Here is a 21,748-nt window from a genome sequence, read left to right as displayed (position 1 = left end):
TCGTGCGGGGGACGATGCGGCCGTTGGCGGACGGCGGCGCGGCGGCCGGCGTCGTGCTGGTTTTCTGGGCGGGGCCGACGGCCGGTGCCGGATCGTGGCCGTCGGCGGTCACGGGGGCGGTGCTGGCCGCGGTGACGGCCGGCGCGATGGTGCTGCGGCGGCGGGCGCCGTTGGAGGCGACGGTGGCCGCCGGGGTCGCCACCGTCGCCGCCGCCGTGCTGGGAGTCTGCCAGGATCCGATGCTGGCCGCGGCCTGGTGTCTGTACCCGCTGGCGATCGAGCGGGCACGCCGTACGCGGGTCGTGGTCGCGGTGCTGGCCGGGGTCTTCGCGGGCCTCGCTCTGGTCACCGCGGTGCCGGAGCAGGACGCGCTCGGGCTGGGGCGGCAGGTGACGCTCGCCGTGGCCGCGCTGAGCGTGGCCTGGGTGCTGGGCACCACCACCGGCAAGCAGATCGCGACCGCGCGGGAGGCGGAGCGGATGCGGGTGCAGCTGGAGGTGGCGCGGGACGTCCATGACGTGGTCGGGCACGCGCTCGGGGTGATCCTCGCGCAGTCGGGGGTGATCCTCAGCCTGCCGGACACCCGGGAGGAGGAGTTGCGCGACACGTTGTCGGAGGTGGAGACGCACGCGCGCACGGCGCTGGAGGACGTCCAGGGGCTGGTGCGTCAACTGCGCCGCCCGGACGGCGGGCCGGACGGGGGGCCGGGGCGCGGCCCGGCCGGCCTCGACGGGCTCGCGGAGATCGTCCGGGCGGCCCGGGCCGCCGGCATCGACGTGGAGACCCGCATCGACGAGGGCCCGTCCCTCGACGAGGGGACGAGCGTGGTGGTGTTCCGCGTCGTGCAGGAGGCGTTGAGCAACATGGTGCGGCACGCCCCGGGCGCGCTGCACCGTGCGGGTCCATCGGGAGGGCGACGTGCTGGTGGTGCGGGTCCGGGACGGCGGTGCCCGGACAGCGGGCGGCGGGCAGGAGTTCCGGGCCGGCCAGCTCGGGATGTCCCTGCTCGCGGTTCCGCGGCGGGGGCGTCTGGTCGTCGCGAAGACGCTCGCCGCGGGCGGCTTCCTGCTGTTCGCCGCCGTCGTCATCGCCGCGATCAGCGCGGCGTTCACGTACGTCACCGTCAGGGACTGGGACCCGGGTCTGGTGGTGAGCGCGGACGCGTGGACCGCCCGGGCGAAGTTCCTCGCCTTCAGCCGGCGGGACGCGCGATGACCGCCGTCGAGCCCGGCCGCGTCGCGGGCGGCATCGGGGTGCCCGATCTCGTCCGCGCCGAACTCACCAAGATCTGCACCCTGCCCGCGACGTGGATCGCGCTCGCCCTCGCCCTGTCGGCCGGCACGCTGCTCGGCCTGCTGGCCGCCACGGACGCCGTACGCGTCGCGGGCCAGGACGGGCAGGTCGCGATCGCCCGGCTCGGCACCGTGCTGTCGGCCCCGGTGTACGCCTTCGTGGCCGTGCCGGTCTTCGCGGCCGGCGGGGAGTACCGGACCGGCCAGGTGCGGGTGAGCCTGCTGGCGGTGCCGGACCGCAACCGGTTCTTCCTGTCGAAGCTCCTGGCGATCCTGGCGGTGATGGCGGCCACGGCGCTCCCCGTCGTGCTGCCGGGCCATCTGGCCCGGCACGCGCTCGGTGACGCGGGCGAGACGGCCGGTGGCCTGTTCGCCAAGGCGGCGGCCTACCTGTTGCTCGGCTCGGTGGCGTACGGGTTCGCCGTGCCGGCGAGGACCGGTCGTCACGCCGTTGGCCGTGCTGGTCGTCCTGCCGATCCTCGCGTCCCCGCTTCTGGGGGGCCTCGCCCCCGGGATGGTGCGGTTGCTGCCGCACGAGGCGACGCTGAGCTTCCTCGGCGTGCCCGAGGGGCCGGAGCTCGCGCTGGCCCGGCCGGTGGGGCTGTCGGTGGTTGTGGCGTGGACCGTGACGGTCGTCGGCGCCGCCTGGGCGGCCACCGTCCGGCGCGACGGCTAGGAAGTGTCCTACCGTCCGGGGCCGAGCACGGGGCGGCTGTCGACTCGCGGCTACCTGGTGTGGCACGGCGCGCGGAGGCGGCACGGGCCGTGGCATGGCTGTCCGGTGCCGGAATGAGAGATACCGCCGGTGCCGGTAGAACGGCACGGGAAACTCAGGTACAGGTGGTCTGTGGACTTCGACGAGGCGGCTGATCGGCTCTACGGCATGATGCCCGAGGACTTCACCGCGGCCCGTGACGCGCTCGCCAAGGAGGCGAAGGCGGCCGGCGACGCCGCGCTGGCCAAGAGGATCAAGGCCCTGCGTAAGCCCGCCGTCGTCGCCTGGGCCGTCAACCGGACGGCCCGCGAACAGAGCCAGGAGCTCGGCCGGCTGCTCGACCTCGGCCGCCGGCTGCGGGAGGCCTGGCGGGCACAGGACGCGGACGCCCTGGCCGAGGCCGGACGCGAACGGACCCCGCTCATCGCCCGTCTCGTGCGATCCGTGCGCGAGGTGGCGGAGACGGCCGGGCATCCGCTGGCCTCCACGGCCGAGCTGGAGATCGAGCAGACCCTCGACGCCGCCGTCGTGGACGAGGACGCGGCCGAGCAGGTGCGCCGGGGACGGCTGAGCCGCCCCCTGAGCTACAGCGGCTTCACTCCCGCCCCCGTCGTACGGCCCGCACCCGAACCGGCAGCACGCGAGCAGCCCGCACCGAAGGCGCGAGACAAGGGCACCGTCCGGCCGTCGAAGGCCGAGCGCCGGGCCGCCGAGGAGGAACGCGACAGAGCGGAGCGGGAACGGCTGGAAGCGGAGCGCGAACGCCGCATCGGGAGACTGGAGGAGGCCCTCGCCGAGGCCGAACGAGCCGCCGCCGAGGCGGAGCGGGACCGTGCCGGCTGGGAGGCCGAACGGGCCGAGGCCGTACGCGAGCACGAGCGGCGCACGGTCAAGGTCGAGACGCTCGCGGCCAAGCTCGCCAAGGCCAGGACCAAGCTGAATTCGGCCGAACACCGGCTGGAGGTCGCCCGCCGGGAGGAGACGAGCGCAGAACGGGCCGCCCGTTCCGCCCGTGTACGCGTGGACGAGGCCCGTGCCGCCCTCGACGAGGCCCGCTCCGGCCGGGAATGAGGGCGCGGCGGGGAGGAGCGGAGCGGGCGGGAGGGAGGACCGCAGCGAAGGCCCAGCGGAGCGGGCTTCGCGAGGACCGGAGCTTCCGGCCGGCGCAGTGACGTCTCACCACGGGCGAGGCCGTCTCACCGTGGTGACGTCTCACATCGGAACGGCCGGGCGGGGGTGAGCCCCGGCCCGGCCGTTCCGATGTGATCTCCCGTCAGGGGGAGGCGATCCGTCCCAGAGACGGCGGGATCTTGTGCGCGGCGGCGCGGTCGAGCAGGAACAGCGTGCGCTGCCGCCCGCGTGCCCCGGCGGCCGGGATCTGGAAGGGCCCGGCGTCGGACAGCGCCATCCTGACCGCCTGCGCCTTCTCCTCGCCCGCGGCGACGACCCAGACCTCCCTGGCGGCCCGCAACGCGGGGAACGTCAGCGACACCCGGGTCGGCGGCGGCTTGGGGGAGCCGTGCACGGACACGACCGGCCGCTCCTCCTCGTAGACCGCGGGCTTGTCGGGGAACAACGAGGCCACGTGCCCGTCGGGGCCCATGCCGAGCAGCAGCACGTCGAACGAGGGCACCGGCCCGTGGTCCTCCGGCCGTGCCGCCTTGGCCAGCTCCACCGCGTACGCGTCGGCCGCCTCCTCGGCGGTCATCCCCGAGTCGGGGCCCGGCATGGGATGCACCCGCGCCGGGTCCACGTCGACGTGGTCGAGCAGGGCCTGGCGGGCCCCGGTCTCGTTGCGCTCGGGGTCGCCGGTCGGCAGGAACCGCTCGTCGCCCCACCAGATGTCGAGCGCCCGCCAGTCGATGGCGTCGCGCGCCGCCGTCCCGGCGAGGGCGGCGAGCGTCGCGATGCCCACGCTGCCGCCGGTCAGCACCAGGTGCGCGGAACCGCGGGCCGCCTGGGTGTCCACCAGCCGTGTGATGAGGCGGGCGGCCACGGCCTGGGCCAGCAGTTCGGCGTCGCGGTGGACGATGACGCCGGGAACGTCGCTCACCCGCCCCCCTGACCCTTCATCTCCGCCAGGCGGCGGATCGCGGCGGCGTAGATGTCGTCGGGGTCGAGCCTGCGCAGCTCCTCGGCCAGCAGCTCCGAGGTGGGCCGCCGGGCCAGGGCGACCCGCCGGTCGGGGTTGCCGGGCCGCGACAGCGTGGCGAGCCTGGCGTCGCTCCTGCTCACCGTCAGCTCGCCCCCGCCCTCGATCGACAGCCGTACGCCGGTCAGGCCGGGGCCGGAGGAGTCGGCGACCTCGATCGGCGCCTCCAGCCGGTCGCACAGCCAGGCGGCCAGCAGCGGCGCGCTGGGGTTGCCCGCCGCGGCCTCCACCACACCCCTGGTGATCTTCCCCATGGGCTGGTCGAAGGCGGCGGCCAGCAGGCTGCGCCACGGCGTGAGCCGGGTCCAGGTCAGATCCGTGTCACCGGGGACGTAGCTGCCGGCCCGCGAGGAGATGGCGGCGACCGCGTCCCCGGCCGATTTGGCGTCCATGATCCGCCGGCTGCCCAGGTGCCCGACCGCGTTCTTGGCGGGGACGTCGGGGCATTCGCCCGGCCACCACACCACCACCGGCGTGTCGGTGAGCAGCAGCGGCGTGATCACGGAGTCGGCGTGCTCGGTCAGCTCGCCGTACAGGCGCAGCAGCACGACCTCGCCCGGCGCCGACTCGCCCACGCGGATCTCCGCGTCCAGCCGGTTGGGCTCGGCCGGGTCGCGGTTGATCACCATGAGGATGCGCGAGGGGTGCTCGCGCGCCGCATCGGTGGCCGCGCGCAGCGCGTCGTACTGCCCCGCCTCGTCCACCACCACGACGAGCGTCAGCACCATGCCGACGGCGGGCGCGCCCATCTGGTGCCGCAGGCGGGTGAGCGTCGAGGAGATCTTCGACGCGGTCGTCTCGGTCAGGTTGAAGGTCGTCACACCGCTCTCCGCTCGATCCGCCCCGGATGCGTCTTGCTCACAACCGCCTCCAGGCGCGTCCGTCCCTGGCCAGCATCGCGTCGGCCGAGGCCGGCCCCCAGGAGCCGGACTCGTACCCTTCGGGCTGGCCCTGGGAGGCCCAGAACTCCTCGATCGGGTCGAGGATGTTCCACGACAGCTCCACCTCCCGCTGGTGCGGGAACAGCGGCGGGTCGCCGATGAGCACGTCGAGCAGCAGCCGCTCGTACGCCTCGGGGGAGGACTCCATGAACGACTCGCCGTAGGCGAAGTCCATGTTGACGTCCCTGACCTCCATGGCCGTGCCCGGCACCTTGGAGCCGAAGCGCACCGTGATGCCCTCGTCCGGCTGCACGCGGATGACCAGCGCGTTGTGCCCGAGGATCTCGGTGTCGTCCTTGCTGAACGGCAGGTGCGGCGCCCGCTGGAAGACGACGGCCACCTCGGTCATCCGGCGGCTGAGCCGCTTGCCGGTCCGCAGGTAGAACGGCACCCCGGCCCACCGGCGGTTGGCCACCTCCAGCTTCACCGCGGCGTACGTCTCCGTGGCGGAGTCGGGGGAGATGCCCTGCTCCTCCAGGTAGCCGACGACGGGCTCGCCGCCCTGCCAGCCCCGCGTGTACTGCCCGCGGGCGGTGCCGGTGGCCAGGTCGGCCGGCAGCTTGACCGCACGCAGCACCTTCTCCTTCTCCCGGCGCAGCGCGTCGGCGTCGAAGGAGGTGGGGTCCTCCATCGCGACCAGCGCGAGGAGCTGGAGCAGGTGGTTCTGGATCACGTCACGGGCCGCGCCGATGCCGTCGTAGTAGCCGGCCCGGCCGCCGATGCCGATGTCCTCGGCCATCGTGATCTGGACGTGGTCGACGTAGCCGCGGTTCCAGATCGGCTCGTAGAGCGTGTTGGCGAAGCGGAGCGCCAGGATGTTCTGGACGGTCTCCTTGCCGAGGTAGTGGTCGATCCGGAAGACCGAGCTCTCCGGGAACACCGCGCTGGTGGTCTCGTTGAGCTCCCTCGCGCTCTTCAGGTCGTGTCCGAACGGCTTCTCGATGACGACCCGGCGCCAGGAGCCCTCGGGCCCCTTGGCCAGGTTCGTCCGCTTGAGCTGCTCGATCACGAGCGGGAAGAACTTCGGCGGCACCGACAGGTAGAAGGCGTAGTTGCCGCCGGTGCCCCGGGTCTCGTCGATCTCCTTCAGCATCATGGCGAGCACGTCGAAGGCGCCGTCGTCGCCGAACTCGCCGGGGCAGAAGTGGATGCCCTCGCTGAGCTGCTTCCAGACCTCCTCGCGGAACGGCGTCCGCGCGTGCTCCTTGACCGCCTCGTACGTGACCTGGGCGAAGTCCTCGTGTGCCCAGTCGCGGCGGGCGAAGCCGACCAGGGAGAAGCCCGGGGGCAGCAGCCCCCGGTTCCCCAGGTCGTAGATCGCCGGCAGCAGCTTGCGCTTGGCGAGGTCGCCGGTGACGCCGAACAGCACGAGCACGCACGGCCCGGCCACCCGCGGCAGGCGCCGGTCGCGCGGGTCGCGCAGCGGGTTGGCAGCCATGGTCACTTCGGTCGTCGCGGTCGTGGCGGCCTGAGCGGCGGCCAGGACCACACGCTCGGCGGCCGTCAGGTCGTCCCCCACCTGTTGCGGCAGCTCCTCTCCCGCCTGCCGCGCAGTGCTGCCAGGCACCTCGGGCGCAGTGCCACTGCGCGCATCGGGCGTGGCGCCGCCGCCCGCCTCCGGCTCCTGCCGGGCGTCGTCGGCGGGGGCCTGCGGCTCCTGTTGCTCCGTCATGTGTCCTCCCTGCGGACGGGCCCTTCGCCTGTAACGCATCGCATGGTCAGAGCTCCTCCGCCACGGAGAGCAGGTGCCTGACTCCGGCGACGCGATCGGTGAGGTGCAGGCGGACGGCCGGACGGCCACGGGAGGTGAGGGCTCCCAGGTCGCCCAGCGCCTGCGCGAGCTGCAGCCTGCCCAGCGTGTACGGCTTGCCGGGGACCTCGACGTCGTCGGTCACCGCCCCGGTGATCTGCAGGAACACGCCCGCCTCGGGCCCGCCCTTGTGGTACTGGCCCGTGGAGTGCAGGAAGCGCGGCCCCCAGCCGAACGTGACCGCGTGGTCGGTCCGGTAGTCGAGCAGCGCCCGCAGGGTGGCGACGTCGGCGCTCGCCCAGGTGTCGGTCATCTCCTCGAAGGACGCCTCGCCGACGACCGCCGCGTCGAACGCCGCCTCGCGGTCGAGGTACGCCATGACGGCCAGGTAGCCGCGCTCGGGGATCGCGCGCAGCAGCCAGGTGAGGACGTCGGCCAAATTCTTGAGGTCGCCGGGCACGTCGCCGTACACCTCGACCGGGCCGTCGGTGAGCATCGGAGTGCCGGTCGGCAGCGGGCCGTCCCCGGCCTCCTGCAGGATCCGGGTGGTGTTCTCCTTCGACTCGGCGACGTTCGGCTGGTCGAACGGGTTGATGCCGAGCACCCGGCCCGCGACCGCCGTCGCGTACTCCCAGACGAGGAACTGCGCGCCGAGCGGTCCGTCGACGGTCGTGCCGCTGTCGGGGCCGATGGTCACGAGGAACTGGTCGCCGGCCTCGGCCGCCTCCGCGCCGACGACGGGCAGGATGCCCTTGCCCTCCTTGCCGGTCGACTCGGCGATGAGCTGCTCGATCCAGTCGGGCAGGCCGACGATGTCGGAGGGCGCGTCGCGCAAAATGAGCTTGTCGCGCCCCTGCAGCGCCCGCGCGCCGAGCAGCGCGCCGAGCTCCAGGCCCGGATTGCCCTCGTCCTGCGCCAGCAGCGGAGCCACCGCGGCGGCGTCGTCGAGCAGCCTGGCCACGTCGGCGCCCGCCAGGGCGCTCGGCACCAGGCCGAACGCGGTGAGCGCGCTGTAGCGGCCGCCCACGTTCGGGTCGGCGAGCACGACCGTGTATCCGGCCTCGTCGGCCGTGCGCTCCAGCGGGGAGCCGGGGTCGGTGACGACCACGATCCGCTCGGCCGGGTCGATGCCGGCGTCGCGGAACGCCTGCTCGTAGACGCGCCGGTGGCTGTCGGTCTCGATCGTGCCGCCGCTCTTGCTCGCCACCACGACGATCGTGCGGTCGAGCCGGTCGGCGAGCGCCCGCCGCACCTGGTGCGGGTCGGTGGTGTCGAGGACGGTCAGCGGCGCGTCCTCGGTGGCGCAGATCACCTCGGGGGCGAGGGAGGAGCCGCCCATGCCGGCGAGCACGACGTGGTCCAGGCCCGCGGCCCGGGCCCGCTCCACCAGCGTGTCGATCTGCGGCAGCAGCTCACGGCTCGTCTGCGGCAGGTTGAGCCAGCCCAGCCGGATGGAGGCCTCAGGCTGCGCCTGCGGGCCCCAGAGGGCGGGGTCGCCCGCGGCGAGAGCCGCGGGCACCCCCTCGGCCACGAGCTTGTCCTTGACCGCGGTGACGGCGTCAGCCTCGTCGCCGAGGGTCACCTCGATTGTCATATGAAGATCAGGCCTTCCGCAGTTCGCCGTCGACGGTCTCCAGCAGCTCGCTCCAGGACGTCTCGAACTTCTCGACGCCCTCCTCCTCCAGCGCGCGGACGACGTCGTCGTAGTCGATGCCGGCCTGCTTGAGCGAGGCCATGACGTCCCACGCCTGCTGGTAGAAGGGGCGGATCGTGTCGCCGGAGATCCGTCCGTGGTCGGCCGTCGAGTCCAGCGTCTTCTCCGGCATCGTGTTGACGACGCCGGCCGTGACGAGCTGCTCCACGTACAGGGTGTCGGGGAAGTCGGGGTTCTTCACACCGGTGGAGGCCCACAGCGGCCGCTGCGGGTGCGCCCCGGCCGCGCGCAGCGTCTGCCAGCGCGGCGAGTTCATGACCTCCTCGTACGCGGCGTACGCCAGGCGGGCGTTGGCCACGGCGGCCTTGCCCTTGAGCTCGGCGGCCTCCGGCGTGCCGACCTTGTCGAGGCGCTTGTCGATCTCGGTGTCGACGCGGCTGACGAAGAACGACGCGACCGACTCGATCGTGGCCAGGTTGAGGCCGTTGGCCTTGGCCTTCTCCAGCCCGCTCAGCCAGGCGTCCATCACCTGACGGTACCGCTCCAGCGAGAAGATCAGCGTGACGTTGACGCTGATGCCCTCGGAGATGGCCTGCGTGATCGCCGGCAGGCCCTCCACGGTCGCCGGGATCTTGATGTGCACGTTCGGCCGGTCGACCAGCCACCACAGCGCGCGGGCCTCGGCGATCGTCGCCTCGGTCTTGCGGGCCAGGCGCGGGTCCACCTCGATCGACACGCGCCCGTCGACGCCGCGGGTGGCGTCGAAGACCGGCCGCAGCACGTCGGCCGCCCAGCGGATGTCGAACGTGGTGATCGCGCGTACGGCCTCCTCGACCGTCACGCCGCGGGTGGCGAGGTCGCGCAGCTGCGCGTCGTAGGCGTCACCCTTGCTGAGCGCCGAGGCGAAGATCGTGGGGTTGGAGGTGACACCCGTCACGTTCTTGTCGCGGATCAGGGCGGCGAGGTTGCCGGAGCGCAGCCGCTCCCGGCTGATGTCGTCGAGCCAGATGGAGACTCCGGCGTCGGTCAGCCGCTTCAGATTCTCATTCATCCTTCGTCCCTCAGTTTCCGGTCGTCTCGCCCTTGTCGGCGCCCGTCTTGGCCAGGCTGGCCTTGGCGGCGGCGACGACGCGGTCGGCGGTGAGGCCGAACTGCTCGTAGATCGTCTTGTACGGCGCGGAGGCGCCGAAGTGGTCGAGACCGAGGACCTCGCCCGCATCTCCCACGAACTCGCGCCAGCCGAGCGTGATTCCCGCCTCGACCGCGACCCGCGCCTTGACGGCGGGGGGCAGCACGGTCTGCTTGTAGGCGGCGTCCTGCTCACGGAACCACTCCACGCACGGCATCGAGACCACGCGGGTCGGGATGCCCTGCGACTCGAGAATCGTGCGGGCCTCGACGGCGAGCTGCACCTCGCTGCCGGTGCCGATGATCACGACCTCGGGCTGACCGTTGGACGCGTCCTGCAGGACGTAGCCGCCCTTCGCGACGGCGTCGGGGTCGCCCGCGCCGTCCAGGTTGGGGACGTTCTGCCGGGTCAGGGCGAGGCCCGCTGGGCGGTCGTTGTTCTCCAGAACGGCCTTCCACGCGGCCGCCGTCTCGTTGGCGTCGGCCGGGCGGACGACGTCGAGGCCGGGGATCGCGCGCAGCGCCCACAGGTGCTCGATCGGCTGGTGGGTCGGGCCGTCCTCGCCGAGACCGATCGAGTCGTGCGTCCAGACGTAGGTCACCGGCAGCTTCATCAGCGCGGCGAGCCGCACCGAGGGCCGCATGTAGTCGCTGAACACCAGGAACGTGCCGCCGTAGGGGCGGGTGCCGTTGTGCAGCGCGATGCCGTTCAGGATCGCGCCCATGCCGTGCTCGCGGATGCCGAAGTGCAGCGTCCGGCCGTACCGGTTCCCGGGGAACTCCTTGGTCTGGTACTCGTCCGGGATGAAGGACGGCTCGCCCTTCATGGTGGTGTTGTTGGACTCCGCCAGGTCGGCCGAACCGCCCCACAGCTCCGGCAGCACCGGCGCGAGCGCGCTCAGCACCTCGCCGGACGCCTTTCGGGTGGCGACCTGCGAGCCGATCTCGAACGACGGCAGGGCCTTGTCCCAGCCCTCGGGCAGCTTGCGCTTGGAGATCCGGTCGAACAGCTCCGCCCGCTCGGGGCTGGCCTCGCGCCAGCTCTGGTACCCCTTGTCCCACTCGGCGCGCAGGGCCCGGCCGCGCTCGACGACCTCACGCGCGTGGCTCAGCACCTCGGCCGGGACATCGAAGCTCTTGTCGGGGTCCAGGCCGAGGACGCGCTTGGTCGCGGCGACCTCGTCGGCGCCCAGGGCCGAGCCGTGGATCTTGCCGGTGTTCTGCTTGTTGGGCGCCGGCCAGCCGATGATCGTACGGAGCTTGATGAACGTCGGCCGCTCGGTCTCCGCGCGGGCCGCCTCCATCGCCTCGTACAGCGCCTGGACGTCCTCCTTGTACTCGCCCGTGGCGGTCCAGTCGACCTCCAGGACCTGCCAGCCGTACGCCTCGTAGCGCTTGGCGATGTCCTCGGACAGGGCGATCTGGGTGTCGTCCTCGATGGAGATGTGGTTGGAGTCGAAGACCACGGCCAGGTTGCCGAGCTTCTGGTGGCCCGCGATCGCGCTGACCTCGTGGCTGATGCCCTCCTCGAGGTCGCCCTCGGAGGCGAAGCACCAGATCATGTGGTCGAACGGCGAGGTGCCGGGCGCGGCGTCCGGGTCGAACAGGCCGCGCTCGCGCCGGGCCGCCATGGCCATGCCGACCGCGTTGCCGATGCCCTGGCCGAGCGGGCCGGTCGTGGTCTCCACGCCGGCCGTGTGGCCGTACTCGGGGTGGCCCGGAGTGAGGCTGCCCCACTGCCGGAGCGCCTTGAGGTCGTCCAGGGTCAGGCCGTAGCCGGACAGGTACAGCTGGATGTAAAGCGTCAGGCTCGAATGCCCGCAGGACAGGACGAACCTGTCCCGTCCCGCCCACTTGGGATCCGAGGGGTCGTGACGCAGGACCCGCTGGAAAAGAAGGTAGGCGGCGGGGGCGAGGCTCATAGCGGTGCCGGGGTGACCCGATCCCGCCTTCTCCACGGCGTCCATCGCCAGGGTCCGCACGACGTCGACCGCCTGCCGGTCAAGGTCACTCCACTCAAGGCTTGCGCTGCTCAACTGCTCGATCCCCTCTTGTTTTCGCGCCGGTTCTGGCATTTCCCGCCCACAGGGGACCCTAACGGGTTCCTCGTAATACCGTTTGGTAGCCACCTCGGTAAGGGTGCCTGCGGCTTCGGCCCCGGTTCGGGGACCACCTGCGGTGGCGACTACAGTGATTGACCAAGTGCCGGCCGCTGCCCGGAGACAGGCTGCCCGGAGATCCGCCCTAATCAGAGGTTACGCGTTGACCCCGCACGTGTTGGAAGCGCCTTGACGGTCTTGACGAACAAGCAGACGGTGGCCCCCATCGGGTCCACCGCGACGGCCACGGCTCCCCGCTCCGTCGGGGCGCTCGTGAAGGCCTACGTGGCGCTCACCAAGCCCCGGATCATCGAGCTGCTGCTGATCACGACCCTGCCGGTCATGTTCCTCGCGGCGCACGGTCTTCCCGATCTGTGGATCGCCACCGCCACCATGGTGTTCGGCACCCTGTCGGCGGGCAGCGCCAACGTCCTGAACTGCTACATCGACCGGGACATCGACCGGACGATGCGGCGCACCCGCAGGCGGCCCCTCGCCAAGCACGACGTGTCGCCGATGGGCGCGCTGGTTTTCGGTGTGATTCTCGGCACTCTTTCCACGCTCGGACTCGCGCTCGCGGTCAACGGGCTGGCCGCGGTGCTGTCGCTGGGCGCGATCCTGTTCTACGTCTTCGTGTACTCGCTGGTGCTCAAGCGGCGCACCTCGCAGAACATCGTGTGGGGCGGCATCGCCGGCTGCATGCCGGTGCTGATCGGCTGGGCCGGCATCACCGGAGAGCTGTCGTGGGCCCCGGTCGTGCTGTTCGGCGTCGTGTTCTTCTGGACGCCGCCGCACACCTGGACGCTCGCCATGCGATACCGCGAGGACTACGCGGCGGCCGACGTGCCCATGCTCCCGGTGGTCACCACCGAGCGCCGGGTCGTTCAGCAGGTCGTCGCCTACACCTGGGCCACCGTGCTGTGCTCGCTGCTGCTGTGGCCGATCGCCGGCACCTCCCTGCTCTACCCGGCGGCCGCGCTCGTGCTCGGCGTGGTCTGCCTGGTGGAGGTCTACCGCCTCCTCGGCCGGGTGAACGCCGGCAAGACCGGCGTCGACCTGCGCCCGATGCGGTTCTTCCACTGGTCGAACATCTATCTGGCGCTGCTGTTCCTCGCCGTCGCGCTCGACTCTCTGCTCGTCTGACCCTTTCCGGCCCGGCCGCCGCTTCCGGCCGGCTGGAACGCGCCGCCGCACGGGCCGTGGCGTTCCTGCGAAAGCAGGAGAGGTCCCATCCGAACGTCGGACGGGACCTCTTTTTTGTGCCGGTTCAATTCCGGAGAACTGGGTGCCGACGGCGGCCTGGTCGGGACCCGAGGACGACTGGCCCGAGGCTCCGCCCTACTGGATCTGGTGGGTGAAGGACCCGGCCGCCGCCACGGAGGTCGAGGCGACGCCAGGTCGGGCCGAGCCCGCGGACGGCACGCCGCCACGTGTCCGGGTCGCGCTCATCGCCACGGCGGTCGCTCTCGTGGCGATCGTCGGGACGTTCGTCGCCGTCGGGGACGACGGGACGGGAACGGACCCGGCAGGCGCGGTGGCCGAGGCGCCCGCGGGGACGGCGCCCGAATCCGTGTCGGCATCGGCGGCCCGGGCCGCTGCCGCGGCTGACACCCCGGAACCGGAGCCGGACGCGGAGAGCATCCCGACTCGGGAGCAGGCGGCGGCCGTCGACGCGTTGCTCGACCAGAGCAAGCCCAGCCGCGGAACGTTGCGGCAGGCCCTGAGCCGGATCCTGCGGTGCTCCGAGGTCGCCGAGGGGGTCGAGGCCATCGAGAGAGTGACCGGTCAACGAGGCGGGCAGGCCGGCCAGGCCGAAGAACTCGAGACGGACGCCCTGCGGGACGGGGACGAGCTCAAGGACGCCCTCGTACGGGCGCCGATCACCTCCTACCGGGCGGACAAGGCGTACCTGAAGTGGGCCAAGCGGTATCGCGACGGCGGATGCCGGGGGCGTACCGTGGGCGACTCCGCGTACGACGCGGGCAACGCCGCGTCCGAGGACGCCACCGCGGCCAAGACCGAGTTCGTGCGGCTGGGGAATTCCGCGCCCGATTCGCGCGGGAGACCGCGGTCGCCGGCAGAGTCGCCGGTGCGTGCATCGCCCATGTGATCGAGGCCGACACCACCGCCGAGAAGCCCTGGCTGGCCATCGAGTACGTCGCCGGGCCGACGTTGGACGCCTACGTACGCGGACACGGCCCGTTGGCCGCGGACGGCCTGTACGGTCTTGCCGCCGGTCTGGCGGAGGCGATCGTGTCCATCCACGCCGCCGGTGTGGTGCACCGCGACCTGAAGCCCGCCAACGTCATCCTGTCTCCGGACGGACCGCGCGTGGTCGACTTCGGCATCGCCAGGGCCCTGGACGAGACCGCCATGACGAGCACCGGTGTGATCGTCGGCTCGCCCGGGTGGATCAGCCCGGAGGAGTACCGCGGGGACGACGCCGGGCCACTCGCCGACGTCCACAACTGGGGCCTGCTGGTCGCCTACGCCGCGCCCGGCGCAGGAGGAGACCGCCACCCTGGTCGAGGACCCGGCGGGGGACGTCACGGCGCGGCTGGACCGGACCTGGGTCCTGCCCGGCGTCGGCACGACGCCCTGGCCACCGGCTCGATTCACCACTGGCCCTGCTCCCGCTTCCGCCCGGCGCGGTCTGTGGGCACTGGCGGTCATCGCTGCCGGTGCCGTCGCCATCGCGCTGCTGATCTACGCGCTCCCTCTCCCGGACGCGCCCCCGGCGCACCGGGCCCCTGGCGTTACGCACACGGCGCCTGCCGCGGCCGGAGCCGTCCCGGCCGCCGTCACCTCGCCGAGCCCCGCGGCGCCGCCCAGTCCACCGCCCCTGGCCTACGCGGCGGCTGACAGGAACACGCTGGTCGCTTTCGACGCGGAGACCGGCGAGGTGCGCAAGAGCATCACGCTGCCGGTCGAGGACGTCGACAGCTTCCAGTTCGACCAGGAGGACTCGACCCTCTACTTCGCGGAGAACCGGTACGACGGGGATCCCGTCACCGGGACTCCTCTCGGCGGTCACCTCTACCGGATGGGAGAAACCGGAACGGCGGAAGTGATCGCCACCGAGAGAAACGCCGGCATCGGCGTGATCGCCGTTCGCGGAGGGACCCTGGCCTATGCCTCCTTCGCCGCAGGAAAGGCGTCATACGACTCGGAGTCGAATCTCCACGTGGTGAAGAACGGCGAAGAGGTCAGGCGCGTCTACGTCGGTGCGATCGCCGTTTTGGGGCTCTCCCTGGCACCGGACGGCAGCATCGGAGTCACCACGCATGATCTCGGCGCAGGTGGCACCACCCACGTCTTCGTCGTTCCGCGAGACAAGACCGGCCTGGGCGACGGAGTGGAGGTGTCGCCCGGCGGTGATCCGGATTGCCGCTTGTCCGGGATCACCTGGGTGGGCGAGCAGTGGGTGGCGTTGGAGGACCGTCTCGAATGGGGAGGGGGGAAGTGCCGGGACGGCGCTCATCTGGTCGCGATAAGAGGTGGCGCGGGAAGGGGTGCGGTCATGGTCGGCGGTTCGGGCGTTCGTCCCAGCGGTGAGTCATCCATGCTCGCCGGATCAGGCTGCGCACGGTGATGATCGTGTCGGTGAGGTCGAAGAATGCGTTGACAACGGGGGCGCGCGGCTCGTAGCAGCGGGCGAGCCGGTGGAAGGCGTTCTGCCATGCATGGGTGCGTTCGACGTGCCAGCGCTGATTGGCCTGGATGGGCGCCTTCTCGCCTTTGTACGCGATGCGGCCGTGCAGGCCGCGTTCGTCGAGCACCGTGCGGGTCTTGTTCGAGTCGTAGCCGGCGTCCAGGTGGACGGTGACCTCGTCGGGCAACGGACCCAGGTCGTCCAGGAGGTCCAGGGTGGGGGCGAGCAGCGGGGAGTCATGGCAGTTGGCGCCGGCCAGAACGCGACCCAGTGGAATGCCGTATCCGTCCGTCATTCCTGAGCGTTTCAAGCCCTGTTTGCCGCGATCGACCGGGGAACGCCCGGCCACCTCACCGCCTCCTGGAGCTTTGGTGATGGAGCCGTCTACGGCGATCTGGTCGAGGACGAGACCGACGATCCGGTCGTTGGCGTCGAGCGCGATCTGCTTGAGTCGGGCGAAGACGCCCAGTCGTATCCATTCGTCGCGGCGGCTGCGGATCGTGGTGGCCGAGCAGGTTGTGTCGGCGATCGCCTCGTAAGAACAGCCGAAGCGCAGCAGTTGCAGCATCTTGTCGAAGATGATCCGGTCGCTGATGCGTCGGCGGTGGCAGCCAAGTGGATGGTCCGGGTGGTATTCCGGCCGCTCGGGCAGCAGGACCGCGAATTGGTCCCAGAGTGGCTCGGTCAGCCATGATGGAAACGCAGGCACAGGTCTCCTCGGTGATCACAGAGCGTCAGCAACTCCATGATCAACGGGACCTGTGCCCGCTCGGCTACCTACCTTCCCAACCGTGCCTATCCGCGCGGCCGAATAGCGTCGTCAAGCTTACGGCTACTTGCGCCATCCACTCCCCTGCCCGCCGTTTCCGGCGCTTGAGCCGGTCGTGTTCCCGGCAGGCCCAGCGAACCAGGGTGGTCGACCTCACCACTCGACAACGCGCGTGCCGACAATGGCTGAGGAACTCTTCCCGCGGAGCCTCTGCGCACGGATGGCGAGAGCTTGGGCGCTCAGATGCTGTTGGCGATGCGCTCGTGGTCCCTTTCGCCCTCGCGGGTCTGGATACCGGCAGCGAGCAGTTTGTGGGCGAGCTCGGTGACCTCGTCGCCGAACGCCGCGAACAGGGCCTTGTTCTCGACGGCATAGGCCGCGTGGGGGATCGGTTGCGCGATCGTGTCGACGGTGGTCTTGACAGCGGAGATCACTTCTGGCCGTAGGCCGGCGATCCGCCTGGCAAGGGCGTCGACGAACGCGTCGAGCTCGGCGGCGGGCAGAGCGCGGTTGATCAGGCCGTAGCGTTCCGCGAGTTCCGCGCCGACGAGTTCGGCGCCGAGGATGAGCTCAAGGGCACGGGCCCTGCCCGTCAGGCGCGTCATGTTCACCGTGCCGCCGCCTCCGGGGAGGATCCCCATCAAGGACTCGGGCTGTCCTTGCCCCGACTTGCCGATCGCCGCGAATCGCATGTCCAGGTACATGAAGAACTCGTTGCCCGCGCCGCGCGCGAAGCCCGCCAGCTTGCCGATGGTGACCTGCGGCAGCGAGCGGACCTCGTCGCTCATCGCCTGGAGGATGTTCATGCCTTCCGGGACGGTCGAGCCCGGCGCGGCCGCGATCGCAGCGCGAGTGGCTGCAGGCAGCGCGTCAGGGTCGGTGAGGTAGGCCATGTCACCGTGCGCAACGAAGAACTCCGGGTCAGCGCTCTCGAAGACAATGACGCGGATGTCGGCGTCGTCCCGCACACGCGCGACGAATGCCCGGAGTGACGGCAGGAGGACCGCGTCCATCAGATTGAGCGGCGGGTGATCGATTGTCACCGTGGCGACCCCGTCCGAGACGTCGATCGTCAGGGCGGGAAGGTCTTCGTAGGTCATGAGGTGGCTCCATATCGCGGTAGGGGACGGCCCGTGACCGGGCCGCCAGCCGGGGACAGCGTCGCGAATCTCAGCATCGCGATTGACACTGAGTATCAGATTAGGAACCTGTATCCGAAAAAGCAAGCGAGTGTGTCGAAGTACACTCTTCCCCATGAGCGCAGCGCCAGTCGGTACCCGTGAGATCAGCCGCCACGCGGTGCGAGCAGAGCTGGCCCGCGTCGCGTTCAACCGGTTCTGCCTCACCGGCTTCGACCAGGTCACCTTCGCCGACCTCTCCGAAGCCGCCGGAGTGTCGCGGAGCACCTTCCTGCGCTACTTCGGCACCAAGGAAGACGTGGTCCTGTTCGTCTTCGACCCTGTCGGTGACGTCATCACTGACGCGCTCGATGCCGAGCGGGCCAACCAGGACGACTGGAGCAGGCTGCGCAACGCCCTGGAGTCAGCCGTGAGGTTCCTCGTGCGCGACGTCCAGGAACTCGTGACGATCCTCGGCCTCATCGAGCAGACCCCAGCCCTGTGCGCACGCCTCCGCGAGAAGCAGGCTGAATGGCGACCAGAGATCGTCGCCCGACTGCAGAAGACAACCTCCTCGACCGACGGGTCATCGGTCATCGCCAACGTACGCGTAGCGGCGGCGCTCGAAATCTTGTGGATCGTCCTCGGGCAATGGAGTGCGAGCGACGGCCAAGAGGACCTCGGCAAACTGCTGGACGCTGCGTTCGCCGCCTTCTCGATCCCGGCACGCCAGCAGACGGACGCTCCGTTGTAAAGGGCCGAGGCGGCGGCTTCCTCGGCGGTGCCGAAACGGCCGAAAGGAGTGGGCGACCCGGCGGCGGTGATCGCGTCGTCGGAGTCCAGCCCCGGCCGCGAGTGCAAGAGTGGGGTGTCGATCCGGACGAAGCGGACGGTGTCCACGCCCAGCCGTGCGGGGCCGCCGAGGCCCCCCACAGCACCTATCTGCGCGACCTCTAAATCCCACTACGCGCGAAATAGCTTCGGTCGGCCCAAAGCTGCCGAAGAATTCCCCCTACGCGCTTCAGGAGGATCTCTACGGGCGGGTCTACGCATGGGGGGACAAGAGCTTCATCGTGAACGGATCGGGGTTCAGGGGCGTCCCCGGCCCTCGGTACCGGTGCGGGAAAGCCGGGGACTCCTGTCTCGAAGGAGGCGGGATCTGGCCGGCCGCTGCTCTCTGACGCCCTGTCAGCCGGCCCAGGCGCGGCCACCCGGCGACCGACCAGACCCGGCCGGGGTCGTGGACGGCCCTGCCGGCGACCGCGTGGGCGTCAGCGGCGGTAGGTCTTCCGTACGTTGTCGTCGGGCGTGGGAAGGCGCTCGGCGGCGGGGCCCTCGGCGAAGCCCTTCAGCAGGTTGGTCGTCGCGGTGGTGACGAAGGCCCGCGTACGCGCGTCGATCCCGTGCGCCCGCGGCAGGTCGCGGGTGCGTGCCATGAGCGTCTCGGCCCACCGCATGGTCCCCGAGGCGAACACCCCGGCCCCGCTCCGCGCCGTGTAGTAGGCGGCGTCGGCGAAGCTGGGCCGCCCTGCGCAGGTCACCGGCGAGTGGGCGAGGATCTGCAGCGGCCTCGGCGTCGGCACGTCCGTGTTGACCCGGTCGTACTCCACGCCCACAAGGTGCGGGAACGCGTCGCCGCGGCGCACGCCGGTGCCCTCGAAGATCCAGTGGCCGGGCTCGTGCACCACGAAGGGCGCGTCCACGGGATATCCGTCGTAGTAGACCCCGATGAGGGACGACTCGGGATCGGCCTTCGGCGCCGCCCGGAAGTCGGTCGTCGCCAGCGACGGGCGCGTGCGGACCAGCGGGTCGCGGTCCACCGCGGTCTTGTAGCAGACCACCAGCTTGCCGTCCTCCTCCATCCGCACCCGGCGGTAGCAGGTGTTGGCGCCAAGGAAGGCCAGGTTGGCGCCGGCGTCGCGGGCCTCGGTCACGGTGCGGCGCACCCCGGGCGTCCAGTACTCGTCGTGCCCGAGGAAGATCACCGCGGAGGCGCCGGTGAGCACGTCGTCGCCGGCCTCCAGGTCCCCGCCCGTCGTGTACGCCAGGGGCAGGCCGAGCCGCTCGGCCAGCGCCACCACCGGCCGCTCGTGGATGAGGAACTTCTCCATCCCGGTGCTGTCGTAGGGTCGGTCGAAGCTGACCGCGAGCGAGCGGCTGTCGTAGCGGCCGTCCTCGCCGTAGTAGAGGCTGTAGCCGCCCCACCGGTTGTACGCCTGCCAGGTCGGGGTGGCGTGGACCAGGACCGTGCGGCCCGCCCCGGAGGCCGAGCGCACGACCAGCGGCACGTACCGCTGGTGGCCGCGCTCGGTGTCCAGCCGCAGCAGGTAGGCCCCCTCCGGCCAGCCTTCGGTGGTCACGGTCAGGGTGCGCCGCCACCCGGCCCGTATGGTGCGGGTGTCGCCGACGAGCCGTCCGCGGCCCTGGTCGCGTCCCCTCATCCACCCCGAACGCCACACCCGGCGGGCGAGTGTCCCGCCGTACCAGCCCATCCGGTAGGCCGTGACCCGGTAGCGGCCCTCGGTGGTGGAGACGTGCAGCCCGAACTTCTCCCCGGGCAGCACGCTCGCGCGGTCGCTGTAGCCCTCGATCGCCTCATCGGGGCCGCGCCTGCGCACCCGCCAGTCCGGGTCGCCGGGCAGCAGCCGTTCCGCCACCGGCTTCCCGGCCGCCGCAGCGGGGGCGGGAGTGGGGGCGGGGGAGGCGGGAGCGGAGGCCTCGCGGGACCCGGGCGCGCATGCGGCGACCGAACCGACGGCGGCGGCGCACGCGACACGGAGGAATCCGCGACGTCCGAGCCCGTCACGTGGTGCGACATCCATGATCGCCCATTGTGCCCGCAACCGGGACGTGCTCGGGACAGGCCGCGCGACCGGCCTGCGAGATACTTGCCCCGGCACGGAATGCATGGGGATCTTTTGGGGCCGGAGGGGGACCGCGGCGGGCGTGGTCGGTTACAGTCGCACAGTGGCAGGCCTCGACCCCCGCGCCGTTCTCAGGGAGCGTCCGTCCATCGGCCTCATCGTGGGTCTGGTCGTCGCCGGAATCTGCGCCCTGGTGTCGTTCTCCTTCGACATCATCAACGGCGAGCCGGTCCAGTTCTTCATCGCGCTCGGGCTCGCCGTGGCCCCCGTGCCGCTGCTGCTCGCGGGCGTGCTCGCCCTCGACCGGATGGAGCCGGAGCCGCGCAGCAATCTGATCTTCGCGTTCGCCTGGGGCGCGGGCATCGCCGTCCTGCTCGCCGGCGTGCTCAACTCGCTCAACCTCGTCTACGTGGCCCATCAGCTGGGGGACACGACCAGCGCACGCAACCTCGTCGCCACGTTCGGCGCCCCGCCCGTGGAGGAGACGGCCAAGGGGCTGGTCCTGCTCGGGCTGCTGTGGTTCCGGCGGCAGGAGCTGGACGGGCCAACCGACGGGATCATCTACGCCAGCATGGTCGGGCTCGGCTTCGCCATGTCGGAGAACGTCAGCTACTACCTTGCCGCCCTGGAGGAGAACGGCGCGCAGGGGCTGGCCGCCACGCTCGTGCTGCGGGCCGTGCTGTCGCCTTTCGCCCATCCGCTGTTCACCTCCCTGATCGGCATCGCGGTGGCGTACGCCGCGCAGCGCGGCGGTGCGGTGGGGGTCGTCGTCATCGTCATCGGGTGGATCGGCGCCATGCTGTTGCACGGCCTCTGGAACGGCTTCGCCTCCTTCGCCGGCCTCGGCGGGCTCGCCATCGCCTACCTGCTGCTGATGGTGCTGCTCGTCGTCGAGCTCATCGTGATCTTCCGGGACAGACGGCGGATCGTCGGCCTGATCCAGCACTACCTGCCGCCGTACGAGCGCAACGGGCTGATCAACCAGGCCGACATCTTCATGCTGTCGTCCCTGCGCCGGCGGCGGCAGGCCAGGGCGTGGGCCAAGGCCCACGGAGGCAGAGCCGGGGCACGAGCCATGATCGACTATCAGGTCGCGTCCACCGAGCTCGGGCTGCTGCACGCCCGTGCGGCGCGGGGAGGGGTGGACGAGGAGACCTTCCGCGCCCAGCAGCGGTCGCTGGCGAACCTGATGGCCTACGCGCGGCTGTCGTTCCCGCTGCCCGAACGCCACCAGGCGAACGCCGCGCGAGGGGTGCCCCCGCCGGGATACGCCCCGGGGGCGCCGGCTCCGGGCCGATGGCCGGGCCACCCTCCTCAGCCGGGCGGACCCGGCTACGGGCCTCCGCCCGGGCCGCACGGGCACGGCCCGGCGCCCTCGGGGGACGGGCCGCAGGATCCGGGGCTGGGCAAGCCGTAGGCGCCGCCCGGCCGGAGGGCCGGGGCCTGCCGCCGCCGTGAGGGCGGTCAGAAGCGGAACGCATCGACGAACCGGTGGAGAAGCGCGGGGTCGCCTTCCACGCCACGCTGCAGTCGGCCATTGCCTGCTCGCAAGTCTTGGCGCCGGCGGGAGACGCGTCGCCGGGCTCGTCACCGGTTTCCTCTCCCGCCTCGGGC

17 protein-coding genes are annotated in these 21,748 nt (G+C 71.6%); 8 read left to right on the top strand and 9 right to left on the bottom strand.

Annotated features, from left to right (window positions below; translation table 11 throughout):
* Window positions 1-2 precede the first annotated feature (2 nt).
* Together ACQPZZ_RS24505 and ACQPZZ_RS24500 are read left to right on the top strand one after the other, a co-directional pair.
* A complete protein-coding gene (locus ACQPZZ_RS24505; protein WP_432922472.1) occupies window positions 3-2,162 on the top strand; it encodes a sensor histidine kinase in 2,160 nt (719 codons plus the stop codon).
* Entirely contained in the window at window positions 2,140-3,078 is a 939-nt protein-coding gene (locus ACQPZZ_RS24500; protein ID WP_432922469.1) for a hypothetical protein, read from the top strand. Before ACQPZZ_RS24505 ends, ACQPZZ_RS24500 begins: the two co-directional genes overlap by 23 nt.
* A 202-nt stretch (window positions 3,079-3,280) precedes the next feature.
* Here the strand turns inward: ACQPZZ_RS24500 and pgl are convergent, their stop codons facing one another.
* The 6 genes from pgl to tkt all read right to left on the bottom strand — a co-directional run bounded on the left by pgl (window position 3,281) and on the right by tkt (window position 11,707).
* Window positions 3,281-4,060 carry a 6-phosphogluconolactonase gene (gene pgl, locus ACQPZZ_RS24495; RefSeq protein ID WP_363641068.1) on the bottom strand — a complete coding sequence of 260 codons (780 nt, stop codon included), beginning with the start codon at window positions 4,058-4,060 and terminating at the stop codon, window positions 3,281-3,283.
* A complete protein-coding gene (locus ACQPZZ_RS24490; RefSeq protein ID WP_363641070.1) occupies window positions 4,057-4,980 on the bottom strand; it encodes a glucose-6-phosphate dehydrogenase assembly protein OpcA in 924 nt (307 codons plus the stop codon). Before ACQPZZ_RS24490 ends, pgl begins: the two co-directional genes overlap by 4 nt.
* A gap of 37 nt (window positions 4,981-5,017) precedes the next feature.
* Window positions 5,018-6,538 carry a glucose-6-phosphate dehydrogenase gene (zwf, locus tag ACQPZZ_RS24485; RefSeq protein WP_432934514.1) on the bottom strand — a complete coding sequence of 507 codons (1,521 nt, stop codon included), beginning with the start codon at window positions 6,536-6,538 and terminating at the stop codon, window positions 5,018-5,020.
* A 280-nt stretch (window positions 6,539-6,818) separates the two neighbouring features.
* Complete coding sequence (locus ACQPZZ_RS24480; protein WP_432922464.1) at window positions 6,819-8,444, bottom strand: glucose-6-phosphate isomerase; 1,626 nt, start codon at window positions 8,442-8,444, stop codon at window positions 6,819-6,821.
* 7 nt (window positions 8,445-8,451) lie between these two features.
* Entirely contained in the window at window positions 8,452-9,555 is a 1,104-nt protein-coding gene (tal, locus tag ACQPZZ_RS24475; protein WP_363641074.1) for a transaldolase, read from the bottom strand.
* A 10-nt stretch (window positions 9,556-9,565) separates the two neighbouring features.
* A complete protein-coding gene (gene tkt, locus ACQPZZ_RS24470; protein WP_363641076.1) occupies window positions 9,566-11,707 on the bottom strand; it encodes a transketolase in 2,142 nt (713 codons plus the stop codon).
* Window positions 11,708-11,920: 213 nt separating this feature from the next.
* Here tkt and ACQPZZ_RS24465 point away from each other — a divergent pair, with 213 nt between their 5' ends.
* The 4 genes from ACQPZZ_RS24465 (at window position 11,921) to ACQPZZ_RS24450 (ending at window position 15,323) form a co-directional block, all read left to right on the top strand.
* Window positions 11,921-12,874 (top strand): heme o synthase, encoded by a 954-nt coding sequence (locus tag ACQPZZ_RS24465; RefSeq protein WP_432922460.1) that lies wholly within the window; start codon window positions 11,921-11,923, stop codon window positions 12,872-12,874.
* Window positions 12,875-13,016: 142 nt separating this feature from the next.
* Complete coding sequence (locus ACQPZZ_RS24460; RefSeq protein ID WP_432922458.1) at window positions 13,017-13,841, top strand: hypothetical protein; 825 nt, start codon at window positions 13,017-13,019, stop codon at window positions 13,839-13,841.
* A complete protein-coding gene (locus tag ACQPZZ_RS24455) occupies window positions 13,829-14,593 on the top strand; it encodes a protein kinase domain-containing protein (protein ID WP_432934512.1) in 765 nt (254 codons plus the stop codon). The genes ACQPZZ_RS24460 and ACQPZZ_RS24455 overlap by 13 nt, the downstream gene beginning before the upstream one ends.
* A 40-nt stretch (window positions 14,594-14,633) precedes the next feature.
* Window positions 14,634-15,323 carry a hypothetical protein gene (locus ACQPZZ_RS24450; protein WP_432922455.1) on the top strand — a complete coding sequence of 230 codons (690 nt, stop codon included), beginning with the start codon at window positions 14,634-14,636 and terminating at the stop codon, window positions 15,321-15,323.
* On the opposite strand, the gene ACQPZZ_RS24445 is transcribed toward ACQPZZ_RS24450, so the two are convergent.
* On the bottom strand, window positions 15,250-16,092 hold the full coding sequence (locus ACQPZZ_RS24445) for an IS5 family transposase (protein WP_432922452.1): 843 nt from the start codon (window positions 16,090-16,092) through the stop codon (window positions 15,250-15,252). The genes ACQPZZ_RS24450 and ACQPZZ_RS24445 overlap by 74 nt on opposite strands.
* Window positions 16,093-16,391: 299 nt before the next feature.
* Window positions 16,392-17,252 carry an enoyl-CoA hydratase/isomerase family protein gene (locus tag ACQPZZ_RS24440; protein WP_432922449.1) on the bottom strand — a complete coding sequence of 287 codons (861 nt, stop codon included), beginning with the start codon at window positions 17,250-17,252 and terminating at the stop codon, window positions 16,392-16,394.
* A gap of 154 nt (window positions 17,253-17,406) precedes the next feature.
* Between ACQPZZ_RS24440 and ACQPZZ_RS24435 the strand changes: the two genes are divergently transcribed.
* The gene (locus ACQPZZ_RS24435) at window positions 17,407-18,024 is read left to right on the top strand and encodes a TetR family transcriptional regulator (RefSeq protein ID WP_432922446.1); all 618 of its coding nucleotides are present in this window, start codon (window positions 17,407-17,409) and stop codon (window positions 18,022-18,024) included.
* A 517-nt stretch (window positions 18,025-18,541) separates the two neighbouring features.
* On the opposite strand, the gene ACQPZZ_RS24430 is transcribed toward ACQPZZ_RS24435, so the two are convergent.
* The gene (locus tag ACQPZZ_RS24430) at window positions 18,542-20,092 is read right to left on the bottom strand and encodes a N,N-dimethylformamidase beta subunit family domain-containing protein (RefSeq protein WP_432922443.1); all 1,551 of its coding nucleotides are present in this window, start codon (window positions 20,090-20,092) and stop codon (window positions 18,542-18,544) included.
* Window positions 20,093-20,237: 145 nt separating this feature from the next.
* Here ACQPZZ_RS24430 and ACQPZZ_RS24425 point away from each other — a divergent pair, with 145 nt between their 5' ends.
* Window positions 20,238-21,551, top strand: a complete 1,314-nt coding sequence (locus ACQPZZ_RS24425; RefSeq protein WP_432922440.1) for a PrsW family intramembrane metalloprotease — start codon at window positions 20,238-20,240, stop codon at window positions 21,549-21,551.
* The last annotated feature ends 197 nt before the right edge of the window (window positions 21,552-21,748 follow it).

Origin of the sequence: Microbispora sp. CA-135349 (assembly GCF_050947365.1) — a bacterium.
Lineage (GTDB): Bacteria > Actinomycetota > Actinomycetes > Streptosporangiales > Streptosporangiaceae > Microbispora.
The sequence above is the reverse complement of the archived record's forward strand: the minus strand, read 5'-3'. Positions and strand labels throughout refer to the sequence as shown.

Bases quoted from the DNA above. Each gene is read 5' to 3' on its own strand.
- ACQPZZ_RS24430 (WP_432922443.1), bottom strand. From the start codon at position 20,092: ATGGATGTCGCACCACGTGACGGGCTCGGACGTCGCGGATTCCTCCGT.
- ACQPZZ_RS24440 (WP_432922449.1), bottom strand. From the start codon at position 17,252: ATGACCTACGAAGACCTTCCCGCCCTGACGATCGACGTCTCGGACGGG.
- tal (WP_363641074.1), bottom strand. From the start codon at position 9,555: ATGAATGAGAATCTGAAGCGGCTGACCGACGCCGGAGTCTCCATCTGG.
- tkt (WP_363641076.1), bottom strand. From the start codon at position 11,707: ATGCCAGAACCGGCGCGAAAACAAGAGGGGATCGAGCAGTTGAGCAGC.
- ACQPZZ_RS24435 (WP_432922446.1), top strand. From the start codon at position 17,407: ATGAGCGCAGCGCCAGTCGGTACCCGTGAGATCAGCCGCCACGCGGTG.
- ACQPZZ_RS24480 (WP_432922464.1), bottom strand. From the start codon at position 8,444: ATGACAATCGAGGTGACCCTCGGCGACGAGGCTGACGCCGTCACCGCG.
- zwf (WP_432934514.1), bottom strand. From the start codon at position 6,538: ATGGCTGCCAACCCGCTGCGCGACCCGCGCGACCGGCGCCTGCCGCGG.